General features: G+C 67.7%; 8 protein-coding genes and 1 pseudogene. 1 reads left to right on the top strand and 8 read right to left on the bottom strand.

The annotated features are described in order from the left end of the window. Positions 1-17: 17 nt before the first annotated feature. The 7 genes and pseudogenes from N4G47_RS11740 to ligA all read right to left on the bottom strand — a co-directional run bounded on the left by N4G47_RS11740 (position 18) and on the right by ligA (position 11,577). Positions 18-2,547: pseudogene (locus N4G47_RS11740) on the bottom strand (membrane-bound PQQ-dependent dehydrogenase, glucose/quinate/shikimate family). Between the two features lie 125 nt (positions 2,548-2,672). Next, complete coding sequence (gene gyrA / locus N4G47_RS11745; RefSeq protein ID WP_475287312.1) at positions 2,673-5,372, bottom strand: DNA gyrase subunit A; 2,700 nt, start codon at positions 5,370-5,372, stop codon at positions 2,673-2,675. Between the two features lie 262 nt (positions 5,373-5,634). Continuing rightward, a complete protein-coding gene (gene mtnA, locus N4G47_RS11750; protein ID WP_475287314.1) occupies positions 5,635-6,699 on the bottom strand; it encodes an S-methyl-5-thioribose-1-phosphate isomerase in 1,065 nt (354 codons plus the stop codon). A gap of 47 nt (positions 6,700-6,746) precedes the next feature. Then, on the bottom strand, positions 6,747-7,478 hold the full coding sequence (locus N4G47_RS11755; RefSeq protein ID WP_475287316.1) for a DUF3011 domain-containing protein: 732 nt from the start codon (positions 7,476-7,478) through the stop codon (positions 6,747-6,749). 139 nt (positions 7,479-7,617) lie between these two features. Next, complete coding sequence (gene epmA / locus N4G47_RS11760) at positions 7,618-8,574, bottom strand: EF-P lysine aminoacylase EpmA (protein WP_475287320.1); 957 nt, start codon at positions 8,572-8,574, stop codon at positions 7,618-7,620. Further along, the gene (locus tag N4G47_RS11765) at positions 8,571-9,056 is read right to left on the bottom strand and encodes a GNAT family N-acetyltransferase (RefSeq protein ID WP_107232965.1); all 486 of its coding nucleotides are present in this window, start codon (positions 9,054-9,056) and stop codon (positions 8,571-8,573) included. The genes epmA and N4G47_RS11765 overlap by 4 nt, the downstream gene beginning before the upstream one ends. Before the next feature lie 49 nt (positions 9,057-9,105). Beyond that, the gene (gene ligA / locus N4G47_RS11770) at positions 9,106-11,577 is read right to left on the bottom strand and encodes an NAD-dependent DNA ligase LigA (RefSeq protein WP_475289934.1); all 2,472 of its coding nucleotides are present in this window, start codon (positions 11,575-11,577) and stop codon (positions 9,106-9,108) included. A gap of 222 nt (positions 11,578-11,799) precedes the next feature. On the opposite strand from ligA, the gene N4G47_RS11775 reads away from it, so the two are divergent. After that, the gene (locus tag N4G47_RS11775; protein ID WP_475287323.1) at positions 11,800-12,930 is read left to right on the top strand and encodes a pyridoxal phosphate-dependent aminotransferase; all 1,131 of its coding nucleotides are present in this window, start codon (positions 11,800-11,802) and stop codon (positions 12,928-12,930) included. Positions 12,931-13,009: 79 nt separating this feature from the next. Here N4G47_RS11775 and zipA read toward each other — a convergent pair whose 3' ends face one another. Continuing rightward, the gene (gene zipA, locus N4G47_RS11780) at positions 13,010-13,750 is read right to left on the bottom strand and encodes a cell division protein ZipA (protein ID WP_475287325.1); all 741 of its coding nucleotides are present in this window, start codon (positions 13,748-13,750) and stop codon (positions 13,010-13,012) included. Between the last annotated feature and the right edge of the window lie 12 nt (positions 13,751-13,762).

The following is a 13,762-nucleotide window of genomic DNA, read 5'->3' on the forward strand; positions in this document are numbered from 1 at the left end:
GTGGCCGATGGCCGCCTCTATTTGTGCCCTGCCGGCAGCGCGTACGCCATCACGTAATCGCCCTTCGGGATTTCCATGAAATGGTGGCCGCCGGCCATGATCACCACGTACTGGCGGCCGCCCTGTTCGTACACCATCGGGTTGGCCTGGCCACCGGCCGGCAGCTTGGCGTGCCACAGCTCCTTGCCGGTCTTCAGATCAATCGCGCGCAGCAGATCATCGGTGGCGGCGGCGATGAAGATCAGGCCGCTGGCGGTGATCACCGAACCGCCATTGTTCGGCGTACCGATTTCGATCGGCAGGCCGGAGCGGATGCCGAACGGCCCATTGCCGCGTGCACTGCCGAACGGGCGATCCCACAGCAGCTTGCCGGTACGCAGGTCGATGGCACGGATGCCGCCATAGGGGGTTGCTTGCACAGCAGGCCGGTGAACGGCAACCGCCAGCCGGCGTTGACCTGGATGGCATACGGCGTGCCCACCTGCGGATCACCGGCGCCCTCGCCACCGCCCTTGTCGGCGCGGATCTTCTCGCGCGGCAGCCAGCCCCGCCGGTCGGCCTCCGCACGCGGTACCAGCCGGTTGTAGTTGGGCATGTCGTTGTAGTTGGCCACGATCACGCCACGCCGCGTATCGATGGAGACGCTCCCCAGTCCGAACCGCCGTTGTAGCCGGGATACTCGATGGAATGGCGGTCGCTGCTCGGCGGCGTGTAGAAGCCTTCGTAGTAGGCCTTGCGGAACTGGATGCGGCAGACCAGCTGGTCGATCGGGGTCAACCCCCACATGTCGCGCTCGGTCAGGTCATGCTCGCGACGCAGCGTGTGGTACAGCGAGAACAGCTGGGTGGGCGAACGCTGTTGCGGTTCGACACCGCCAAGCGGAACCTTGCGCTCTTCGGCGGCACTCAGCAGCTGGCCATTGCGACGGTCGAGAATGTACAGGTCGCCCTGCTTGGTTGGCAGCAGGATCGCCGGCACCTTGCCGGCCGCGGTCGGGTAATCGATCAGGCTGGCCTGCGAACCCAGGTCGTAATCCCATACATCCTTGCGCACGGCCTGGAAATGCCAGACCGGTTTGCCGGTGGCCACATCGAGGGCCACCAGCGAGGTCGAATAGCGGTTCTGCGCTTCACTGCGCGAGCCACTCCAGTAGTCGCCGGCGGCATTGCCCAGCGGCAGATAGACCAGGCCCAATGCCTCATCACCGGTGGCGGTGGTCCACATGTTGGGCGTACCGCGCGTGTAGGTCTGTTCGCGTGGCGGCAGGCCGTTGCGCTCGGGCTGGTCCATGTCCCAGGCCCAGCGCAGCTTGCCGCTGATCGCGTCGTAGGCCTGGATCACCCCCGACGGCGCATCCCGGCGCTGGCCATCGAGCACCTGGTGGCCGGTGACGATCACCCCGCGCACGATGGCCGGCGGCGAAGTGATCGACACATAGCCCGGCGGCACCTCACCCATGCCCAGGGTGATGTCGACCTGGCCGTTGTTGCCGAAGTTGGCGCAGGGGCGGCCGCTGTCTGCATCCACCGCGATGATGCGGCCGTCCAGGGTGCCCTCGATGATGCGCGCCCAGCACGCCGGATGGCTGCCGGGTGCGGCATTGCGGGTGACGGTGGGCGGTGGCTCGGGCAGCGCCAGATCAGCGGCCACGTCAGCCAGCACCGCATCAGCGATGGTCGGCGCGCTGGGTTGTTCGTAGTAGCTCACGCCACGACAGGCGGCGGTGTAGGGAATCGAGGCGTCCCTGACCTTCGGATCGAACCGCCACAGCTCCTTGCCGCTGCCGGCATCGAGGGCGATCAGGCGGTTGCGCGCGGTGCACAGGTACAGGCGGTCGCCAATCTTCAGCGGCGTGGTTTCCGCGCCCCAGCGCTTCTTCGGCAGATCACCGGTTCGGAACTGCCAGGCCAGCTGCAGCGTGCCGACGTTGGCCGGCGTGATCTGCTGCAGCGGCGAGTAACGGGTGGCGGCGTTGCTGCGACCCCAGGCCGCCCAATCACCATCGGCAGGCTGGTCGGCCGGCTGCAGGCCGGTGGTGTCACGGGTCGGTTCCAGGCCGGCGCTGACCGCGCCTTCCGGGAACGGCTGATGCCCATCCACCTCACCCTGCGGCGCAAACGCCAGGCCGAACGCGGCCACGAACACCAGCAGCAGCACAGCGGCCACCGCACGCGAGAGCCGTCTGGGAACGGGCGTACGCAGGGTCGGCGCCAGCAGCGCCAGCACGATGCCCAGTGCGGTCACCAGGCCCAGCCGCGGTACCCATCGCCAGTAGTCGCTGCCCGACTCCCACCCGGTCCACAGCAGCGTTCCGATGAATACCAGCGCGTACATCAGCGCGCCACTGCGCCGGTTGCCGAACAGCAGGATACCGCTGGCCAGCAGACCGGCGCCGGCGATGGCGTAGTACGCCGAACCTCCCAGGCTGAGCAGCCACGCGCCGAGACCGCCGATGACCAGGCCAAGCACGACCAGCAGCAGCGACAGCACGGTCACCAGCGGATGGCGGGATACAACGGGGGCGGCGGACTGCGGCGTGGCGGACATCGTCGATCTCCGGGGCAGCATGGCCTGTTATCCCACCGTCGCTGTGAAGTGCGCGTGCGGTGAGCGCCGGATACAACAACGCCGGCACGAGGCCGGCGTTGTTGAGGTGGCGTGGCGAGGCGGGCTTACGCCTGCGGCGCGTCCTCGCCCGGCGCGGGGGCTTCGGCCGGGGAGGCGGCAACCACCTCGTCCTCGTCCTCGTCGATCGAGGCATCCATGCGCTCCACCGCCTGCAGCTTCTCGTCCTTGGACAGGCGGATCAGAGTGACGCCCTGGGTGTTGCGGCCGACGCGGCTGATTTCCGAGCCGCGGGTACGCACCAGGGTGCCGCCGTCGGAGATCAGCAGGACCTCGTCGCTGGAGCCCATCAGCACCGCGGCGACCAGCTTGCCGTTGCGCTCGGTGGTCTGGATGCCGATCACGCCCTGCGTGCCACGGCCCTTGCGCGGATAGTCCGGCAGCGGGGTGCGCTTGCCGTAGCCGTTCTCGGTGGCGGTCAGGATGTACTGCACGCTGGCGTCGTCGGCGCCGTCGATCACCGCATCGCCATTGGCGGCGGCTTCCTCGACACCGTTGTCGTCCTCGTTCTCGTCCTCGATGCCACCGGCACTTTCGGCCACGATCAGGCTGACCACTTCCTCGCCGGCCGGCATCTTGATGCCGCGCACGCCGGTGGCGGTGCGGCCCATCGAGCGGACCTTGTCCTCGCCGAAGCGCACGGTCTTGCCGTTGGAGGCGAACAGCAGGATGTCGCGCTCACCGTCGGTCAGGCCGACGCCGACCAGCGCATCGCCCTCGTCGAGGTTGATCGCGATCTTGCCGCGGGCCAGACGGAAGGCGAACTCGCCCAGCGGGGTCTTCTTCACCGTACCGTTCTTGGTGGCGAAGAACACGAACTGGCCATCGGCGTACTCGCGCACCGGCAGCACGGCCTGCACGCGTTCGCCCGGTTCCAGCGGAATCCAGTTGATGATCGGACGGCCACGAGCGTTGGAACCCGCTTCCGGCAGCTGGTAGACCGGCAGCCAGAACACCTTGCCCGAACTGGTGAAGGTCAGCAGCGTGTCATGCGTATTGACCAGCCACAGCTGTTCGATGAAATCCTCTTCCTTGGTCGCCGCCGCACTGCGGCCACGGCCACCGCGGCGCTGCGCGCGGTACACGCTCACCGGCTGGCGCTTGACGTAGCCGGCGTGCGACACGGTGACCACCACGTCTTCCGGCGCGATCAGGTCGAGGATGTCCAGATCTTCTTCGCTGTGGCGGATCTCGGTACGACGCTCGTCGCCGAACTCGGCCTTGACGCTGACCAGCTCTTCGCGGATCACCTGCAGCAGGCGGTCGGGATCTTCCAGGATGTGGATCAGCCCGGCGATCACTTCCAGCAGCTGCTTGTACTCGTCGGTCAGGCGGTCCTGCTCCAGCCCGGTCAGGCGGTGCAGGCGCATTTCCAGGATCTGGGTGGCCTGGATCTCGGTCAGCTGGTAGCCGCCCTCGATCAGGCCCACGCCCTTGGGCAGGTCTTCCGGACGCGAGGCTTCGGCGCCGGCGGCACCCAGCATCGCACCGACCAGGCCCGGCTCCCACACGCGTGCCAGCATGCGCTCGCGGGCTTCGTTCGGGTTCGGCGAGGTCTTGATCAGTTCGATCATCTCGTCGATGTTGGCCAGCGCCACGGTCAGGCCTTCCAGCACGTGGGCACGGGCGCGCGCCTTGCGCAGCTCGAACACGGTGCGGCGGGTGACCACTTCGCGGCGGTGGCGGACGAACGCCTCCAGCATCTGCTTGAGGTTCATCAACTGCGGGCGGCCATCGACCAGCGCCACCATGTTGATGCCGAACACCGATTCCATCTGCGTCTGCTGGTACAGGTTGTTCAGCACAACCTCGGCAGATTCACCGCGCTTGATCTCGATGTAGATGCGCATGCCGTCCTTGTCGGACTCATCGCGCAGCTCGCTGATGCCTTCGATCTTCTTTTCCTTGACCAGCTCGGCGATCTTTTCGATCAGACGCGCCTTGTTCACCTGGTAAGGAATTTCAGTGACGATGATCGATTCGCGACCGTTGTCGGCCACTTCGATATCGGCCTTGGCTCGGATGCGCACGCGGCCACGGCCGGTGCGGTAGCCGGCGACGATGCCAGCGGTGCCATTGATGATGCCGGCGGTCGGGAAATCCGGGCCCGGGATGTACTCCATCAGGCCATCGACGTCGATGTCCGGGTTGTCGATCAGCGCGATGCAGGCGTTGATCGATTCGCTCAGGTTGTGCGGCGGGATGTTGGTCGCCATGCCCACCGCGATACCGGCCGAACCATTGACCAGCAGGTTCGGGAACCGGGTCGGCATGACCGTCGGCTCCAGTTCCTTCTCGTCGTAGTTGGGCTGGAAATCGACGGTTTCCTTGTCGATGTCGGCCATCAGCTCATGCGCGAGGCGCGACATGCGCGCTTCGGTGTATCGCATCGCTGCCGCCGAGTCGCCGTCGATCGAACCGAAGTTACCCTGGCCATCGACCAGCATGTAACGCAGCGAGAACGGCTGTGCCAGGCGCACCAGCGTGTCGTACACCGACTGATCGCCATGCGGGTGGTACTTACCGATGACGTCACCGACGATACGCGCCGACTTGAAGTAGGGCTTGTTGCTGTGCGCGTTGAGTTCATTCATCGCAAACAGCACGCGGCGATGCACCGGCTTGAGGCCGTCGCGCGCATCCGGGAGCGCGCGGCCCACGATCACGCTCATGGCGTAATCGAGGTAGCTCTTGCGCATCTCGTCTTCCAGGTTGACCTGGATGATTTCCTTGGCGGTTTCTGCCATTCGGGTTCCGTTGTCTGGTAGCGGTCCAGTCCGGCGCAGCCCTCTGCGGGAGGGGGTCGCGCCGGAACCTCGATTCAACCTGTGGATACTACCACAACGGGTCGTTTTCCGCCGCCTTTTACGGGGATTTTACCGGCACAAATCAGGAACTTAGGGGGTTCAGCCGCCCCTGTAGAGCCGAGCCCATGCTCGGCTGCGGCGGATTCCCCGGCGGAGCCGAGCATGGGCTCGGCTCTCCAGGCATCCTCGCCCCTGTCCCGCCTCAACCGCCGAAGGCGGCGCGCATGTTCTCGGCGGTCGGGTTCAGGATCACGCCGCGTTCGGTCACGATGGCGTCGATCAGCTCGCCCGGGGTGACGTCGAACACCGGATTCCAGGCGGCGATGCCTTCGGCCACGGTGCGGGTACCGCCCACGCCGTACAGTTCGCCCGGGTCACGCTGCTCGATCTCGATCTGGCTGCCATCCACGGTGTCCATGTCCACCGTCGAGGACGGCGCCACGACCATGAACTTCACGCCGTGGTGGCGGGCGGCGATGGCCAGCTGGTAGGTGCCGATCTTGTTGGCGGTATCGCCGTTGGCGCAGATGCGGTCGGCACCGACGATGACCCACTGCACGGCGCCGGTCTTCATCAGGTGCGAGGCCGCCGAGTCGGCGATCAGGGTGGCGTCGATGCCGTCCTGCTGCAGCTCCCACACGGTCAGGCGCGCGCCCTGCAGCCACGGCCGGGTCTCGCCGGCGAACACCCGGGCAATACGGTGCTGGGCCATGCCGGCACGGATCACACCCAGCGCGGTGCCGAAGCCGGCGGTGGCCAGCGAACCGGTATTGCAGTGGGTCAGCACGCCGCTGCCGGCCTCGATCAGGCCCGCACCCAGCGCGCCCATGTGGCGGTTGGCGGCCAGATCCTCTTCGGCAATGGCCTGCGCTTCGGCCTCCAGCAACGCCTTCCAGTCGGCGCCTGCGGCACTCAGGCAACGGCGCATGCGCGCCAGCGCCCAGGCCAGATTGACCGCGGTCGGGCGCGAGGCGTTCAGGCGCTGCAGCGCCGGCTCCAGCTGCTGCAGGGCGTGCGCGCCATCGGCGGCCTGCACCCCGCGTGCCGCCAGCACCACGCCCCAGGCCGCGGCAATACCGATGGCCGGCGCGCCGCGCACGGTCAGTGCGTGGATGGCCGAGGCGACCTCGTCACTGTCATGGCAGACCACGTGCTCGACCACGAACGGCAGCTTGCGCTGGTCCAGCAGTTGCAGGGCATCGCCGGTCCACAGGATCGGGCGGATGTGGTCGTAGCGCGCGTAATCGATGTCAGGGGCAGTGTTCATGGGCCCATTGTAGGGCCACGTCCTGCGCGGTTGGAGCCCGCCGGGGCTCAATTCACCGAGAATTCGGCGCGGCAGCCGCCGTCCACCCAGATCCCGTTGCGGCTCCAGCCCCAGGTGCTGCCCTCCACGCAGGGCGTGCTGGACAGCTGCTGGGATACCGCCGCGCCGACGGAGATGCTCGCCCCGCAGAAGCGCCGCTTCTTCGATTTCGATTCGCAGGTCAGCCGGCGCGGCATATCGACGAAGCGGCCCTGCTCATCGGCCACTTCGAAATCGCCTTGGCAGCCACGGCTGGTCCACACTTCGTTGCGCTTGTAGCCCCAGCCCTGCCCTTCGCGGCACGGCAGCACGGACAGCTGGCGCAGCAGGCGCACCGGCGCCCCATCCAAGCGGACCGGACAACTCTGCGGGCGGCCGTTGGACTCGCAGCGCACCACGCGGCGGAACTGGCGCTTGCCGTCGCTGCCGGCCGCTGCGGCGGCCCCCGGCGCACGGCGCGCACGGAACTCGGCGCGGCAGCCAAGGGTGACCCAGACGCCACTGCGATCAGTCCCCCATTCGCTGCCGCGGATACAGCTGTTGCTGGACAGCTGCCGGATCAGGTCGACGCCATTGGCGACCTCGATATCGCAGTGCACCCAACCCATGTCGCGTGATTCGCAGGTGACCACTTCCTCGTCATAACCCAGCTGCTGGGCGGACGCGGAGAACGGCAGCCAAGCACCCCAGAGCGCGATGGAGTAGACCGGTACCGCAACAACCGCAAACCACTTGACCAATGCCTTCCCCAACAGGAGTGGACGAATTCCGATGCCAGTGTCCCGCATCGCCCGTGATAAGAGCATCATCCTGCTTGCTGAAGCAAGCGCGTGGATCCGGCAATCCGTTCAGTCTTCGATGTCCGGCAGCGGATGATGTTCATGCATGAGCGAAATCGAACGCCAGCACATCGGCGATGCGCGGCGTGCGCTCCATCGCCATCAGCAGGCGATCCACGCCCACCGCCACCCCTGCACACGCCGGCATCGACGGCAATGCGGCCAGCAACGCCTCATCCAGCGCCGGCTGCACCTGCCCGCGTGCATGACGCCGCTGCTGGTCACGCAGGAAGCGGGCACGCTGCTCGTCGGCATCGTTCAGCTCGTGATATCCGTTGGCCAGCTCGACCGTGCCCAGGTACAGCTCGAACCGTTCGGCCAGTGCCGGCGAACCGGGGCGGATGCGCGCCAGCGCTGCCTGGCTGGCCGGCCAGTCATGAACCACGGTCATGACGCTGTCATCGAAGCCGGGCTGGATACGATGGGTCATCAGCAGGTCCAGCCAATCGTCGCGGGTCAAGCCGACCGGATCGATGTGCACCTCGCCCAGCGCGGCGCGCAGCGCCGATTCATCGGCATCGAACGCGTCGATGCCCAGGTACTGCTGGAACAGCTCCCGGTAGCTCAACACACGCAGCGTCGCCGTACGGCCGACCAGAGCCAGCGCCTGGTTGACCAGCTCGGCGGTTTCCTGCACCAGACGGTGGTGATCCCAGCCCACCCGGTACCACTCCAGCATGGTGAACTCGGGATTGTGGCGGCCGCCGGCCTCGCCGTTGCGGAACACCCGGCCCAGCTCGTAGCAATCGCCAACACCGGCCGCCAGCAGCCGCTTGAGCGGATACTCCGGCGAGGTCCGCAACCAGCGCCGGCGGCCACCGGCATCGACATGCCCACTGAAATCGGTGTGGAAGCTGTCGATGTTCGGCTCGGTATTGCCCGCCACCGACAGGATCGGCGTTTCCACTTCCAGCACATCGCGCTCGGCGAAGAAGCGGCGCACCAGCGCGTTGAGCGCAGCACGCTGGCGCAGCGCATGCAGCAGGGCCTGGCTCACAGGATGCCCTCCGGGCGCGGGTGGTCCAGCGGCAGGGTCAGCAGGTCGCGGGTGTCATCGATGTAGCCACTGGCCAGGTACAGGCGGCGGGCCAGTTCGTTGTGGTGGTTCACTTCCAGGCGCAGGCGGCTGACGCCACGGCCACGTGCACGTTGTTCGCAGATGGCCAGCGCCTGCTTGCCGCGACCGCGGCCGCGCGCGCGATGGGCCAGGTACAGCTCGTCCAGCAGCATGAAATGGCCGCCCTGCTCCAGGCTGAAGCCCATCGCGATCACCGCGTAGCCGACCACTTCACCGGCCTCGTCCAGCCACAGCAGCACCTCGCCGTTGCGCGGGTCGGCCAGCAACGCATCCACGCCTCGGCGCACGCGTGCATCGTCAAAGTCGATCCTGTCTTCGGCGTAGAACTCGCGCATCAGCGCGATCAGCCGTTCTTCGTCGGCACGGGTCGCCAGGCGGAAATCCAGCGGGGCGGTCTGCATCGGTCATCCTTTGTGCTTCATGCCGGGCGGCAGACGCCCGGCGGGGTCATCACTCGTGTTCGGCCAGGTAGGCCAGCAGGCGGTCTTCATCCCACACCGGCACGCCCAGCGACTGTGCCTTGTCCAGTTTGGAGCCGGCCTCGGTACCGGCCACCACGAAGCTGGTCTTCTTCGACACGCTGCCGGAGACCTTGGCGCCGAGAGCCTCCAGGCGTTCCTTGGCGGCATCGCGGGTGAGCTGGGCCAGGGTGCCGGTCAGCACCACGGTCTGCCCGTCCAGCGGGCCGGCCACGATCTCGGCCAGCGCCGGCGCCTTGGCCAGGATCTGCTGCATCGCCTTCTCGGCAGCCAACAGCATCGCACCATGGCCGTCCGTGTCCAGCCATTCGGCCAGTCCACGCGCAGTGTCATCGGGCAGCCCGGCGTTGACGAACTGGCCATGCTCGGCGTCGAGCACGGCCTGCGCGCCGGGAAGCGCGGCCATCAGCTTTTCCGCACGCAGGCGGGTGATGCCCGGAATCTCCGATTCGACCAGCAGCTGGGCCAGATCCAGCCCTTCGCGCAGCTTGGCACTGGGCGCATGCACATCACTGATGCGGACCTGGCCGACCTGCAGCAGGTCATCGATGGCCTGCTGGTTGCCCTGCTGTTCGAAGAAATGACCCAGCGAACGGGCCACTTCGCCGCCGATGTCCGGCACGCGCTTGAACAGCGGCCACGGCAGGTGGCGGATCAGTTCCAGGTCACCGAACCACTGCGCCAGCGCCTTGGCGGTACTTTCGCCCACGTGCTCGATGCCGAGCGCGAACAGCAGCCGTTCCAGCGTGGCGGCACGGCTGGCGTCAATGGCTGCGATCAGGTTGTCGGCCCACTTGGTGGCGATCTTCTTCGTGTTCCATTCGAAACTGGCCGGCTGCGCCAGCGCCTGCGCGCGCCAGCCCGGATCGTTGCCATCCAGTCTGAGCACCGCGTTGAGCACCGCACCACTACCCTCGGCGGGCAGATGCAGCTTCAGCGCGGCGGCCAGCGCCGAGGGATCTTCGGCGTCGAGCACCAGCTTCAGGTGCAGCAGCGTATCGCGGCTGAGCCGGTACAGGTCGGCCACGCTCCTGACGATGCCGGCATCGACCAGGGTTTCGATGTACTTGTCACCCAGGCCATCGATGTCCATCGCGCGACGCGAGGCGAAATGAGCGATGGCTTCCTTGCGCTGTGCCGGGCAGGACAGCTCACCCGAGCAGCGCCATGCGGCCGCGCCTTCTTCGCGCACGATCTCCGACCCACACACCGGGCAGCGCGTCGGCATCTGCCAGGGCGTGGTGCCCTGCGGCCGACGGTCGAGGATGACGCTGACCACTTCGGGAATCACGTCGCCCGCGCGGCGCACGATCACGCTGTCGCCGACGCGCACATCCAGGCGCGCGATCTGGTCGGCGTTGTGCAGCGTCGCGTTGGATACGATCACCCCGGCCACCGCTACCGGCGCCAACCGTGCAACCGGTGTTGCGGCACCGGTGCGGCCGATCTGGATCTCGATCGCCTCCACCGTGGTGCTCTGCTCCTGCGCCGGGAACTTGTGCGCGATGGCCCAGCGCGGTGCACGCGAGACGAAGCCCATCGCCTGCTGGCCGGAACGATCATCGAGCTTGTAGACCACGCCGTCGATGTCGAACGGCAGGCCGTCACGGCGCTCGCCGATATCGCGGTAATAGCCGAGCAGGCCGTCGGTGCCCTCGACCACCTTGCACAGTGCACTGACCGGGAAGCCCCAGGCGCCCAGCTGCGCCAGCGTAGCCGAGTGGGTATCGGGCAACTCACCGCCCTGCACCTCGCCGGTGCCGTAGGCGAAGAAGCTCAACCGACGCTGTGCACTGATCTTCGGGTCGAGTTGGCGCAACGAGCCGGCCGCGGCGTTGCGCGGGTTGGCCAGCACCTTGCCGCCCTGCTGGCGCGCACGTTCGTTGTAGGCCTCGAAGTCGGCGCGGGCCATGTAGACCTCACCCCGCACTTCCAGCACGTCCGGCCAGTCCTTGCCATGCAGGCGCTTGGGAATGTCGCCGATTTCACGCAGGTTGGCGGTCACGTCCTCACCGGTGCTGCCATCGCCGCGGGTCGCGCCGAGTACGAAATGACCCTCCTCGTAACGCAGGCTGATCGCCAGTCCATCCATCTTCGGCTCGGCCGAGAACTGCAGGCTGCGGCGGCCCAGGCGCTCATCGATGCGGCGCACGAAATCGGCCACTTCCTCGTCGCTGAAGGCATTGGACAGCGACAGCATCGGCACCGCGTGACGCACTTCCGGGAAGCGACCGGACGGACGCGCACCGACCTGCTGGGTCGGGCTGTCGGCACGGGCCAGTTCCGGATGCTCGCGCTCCAGCGCTTCCAGCTCACGCACCATGCGGTCGTAGTCGACGTCGGGGATCTCCGGCGCATCCAGCTCGTGATAGGCGCGGTTGGCCTGGGCGATCTGCCGGCGAAGGTCTTCGGCGCGTTCGGCGGGGCTGGGGCTCATCGGGATCCGGTGGTTCTGGGATGGCCGGGAATTCTACCGCGCCCAGCCGTCAGCCCCCGTAACGCCCCGCCTTCGTAGCGTCGAGCTTGCTCGACTGGGCCGGTAGAGCAGTCGAGCTTGCTCGACTGGGCCGGTAGAGCAGTCGAGCTTGCTCGACGCTACGAAGGCGGCTTGCCGCGCGCCGCCGCCAGCGCTAGCGTGCGCGGGCTGCCCTTCGGAATCCCGCCCGTGACCCTGCCTGCCTCCCGCCGCCACTTCCTGCAACTGGCCGGTGCCGGCCTCGCCCTGGCCGGCACCGGCCTGCCCCGCCTTGCCCAGGCCCAACCCGCTGCGGCTTCGGCAGCTGTGCCGGCTTCAGGCGAAGGCGCGGTGCTGCTGAATTTCAACGAGTGCCCGTATGGCCCCTCGCCCGCAGCGCAGCAGGCTGCGCGCGACAGCATCGCCGGTTGCGGCCGCTACCGTTTCGAGCTGGCCGGCCAGGTGCGCGACGCCTTCATCGAGCAGGCGCGAATTCCGGCGGACCATGTCCGCCTCTACCCCGGCTCCAGCGAACCCCTCAATCGCGCAGCCGTCGTATGGACCGGTCCGCAGGCCGGGCTGGTGGTGGCCGACCCGACCTTCGAGACGCTGGGCGAGGTCGCCGCCGCGCACGGCGCGCACGTGCAGAAGGTGCCGCTGCGAACCGACGGCGCACACGACCTGCGCGCGATGGTCGCTGCCGCGCACGCGCGCCCGACCGGGTTGTTGTATGTGTGCAACCCAAACAACCCGACCGGCTCGATCAGTCCGCCGGCCGAACTGGCGTGGCTGCTGGCGCACAAGCCCGCCACGACCCGCGTGCTGGTGGACGAGGCCTACCTGCAGTACAGCGATCAACCGAGCCTGATCGCCGAGGTGGCGCAACGCGATGACCTGATCGTGCTGCGCACGTTCTCCAAGCTGTATGGCATGGCCGGGCTGCGCCTGGGCGTGGCGGCCGCGCACCCCGACCGCCTGCGCGAACTGGCCCGCCTGGGCGACAACCCGCTGCCGGTGCCGGCGTTGGCCGCCGCCTTGGCCAGCCTGCAGGATCCGCAACTGGTTGCGCAGCGCCGCCTGCAGAATGCCAAGGCCCGGCAGGCCACCATTGCCTGGCTCGGCAAGCGCGGTTTCAGCTGCCTGCCTTCGGAGGCGAACTGCTTCGTGGTGGACGTGCAGCGCGACGGCGCCGCGTTTGCCAAGGCAATGGCAGAGAACGGCGTGGTGATCGGGCGCAGCTGGCCGATCTGGCCGCAGCGCGTACGCGTGACTGTGGGAACCGAGGACGAGATGGCGGCATTCCGCCGTGCGTTCGCCAGGGTGGCCGGCGTCCCGGCGTAGACCGCATCCACGCATGGCGTGGATCTACCGAGGATTGCCGATGGGGGTGGGTGCCGACCGTTGGTCGGCACATCAGGCATTACCAGCGCGGGGTCTTGGTCAGCGGCGGCGCCTGGTGCTGGCGGTCGTAGGCGCGCAGTTCATCACGGATGTGCGCGATGCGCTGCCGGCCGAGCGCATTGCGGCTGTCATCCAGCACCACGCCGTCGAGCAGCTCGGCCATGCGCTGCACGGTCGGCAACATCTTCTCCCAGGCGTCCAGCGCGGTCAGCGGCGCCGGCAGGGTCAGGAAGAAAGCGATGGCCGGAGTTTCCATGGCACGGATGTTGGCCATGTCGAAGCTGCCCGGCTTCATGATGCTGGCCATCGAGAAGATCGGGCCACGCTCGGGGTGGCCTTCCACCAGGCGGTGGAACACGTTCATGTGGCCGAACACCAGGCCGGTCTTCTCCGCTGCCACCACGATGTCCTCGCCGCGCAGTTGTTCGCCGGCACGGGCGGCCACGAACAGCGAGACGATCTTGTCGAAGTCCTGGGTGGCGCGCTTGCCCAGGTCGCTGGCTGCGCCTGCGTCGGTGTCGGCCAGGCCGAGCTCGGCCTGCTCGCCCTCGCCGCCCATGCCGGGCTCGAGGCGGCCACCGGCCACGGCGATGCCGTCCTCACCCAGGACTGGCTCGCGACGCTCGCCGCTGGTCGATTCCGCGCCTTCCACGCGGCGCCCCTGGGGCTTTTTCTTCGGACGGCCAAACAGGAAGATCGCGGCGATCAACAGCAGGCCGGCGGCCAGGATGCCGATGCGCAACAGTGCCGTGTCGGACATTCGATAGGTTCT

Source organism: Stenotrophomonas sp. GSD10 (assembly GCF_056172695.1).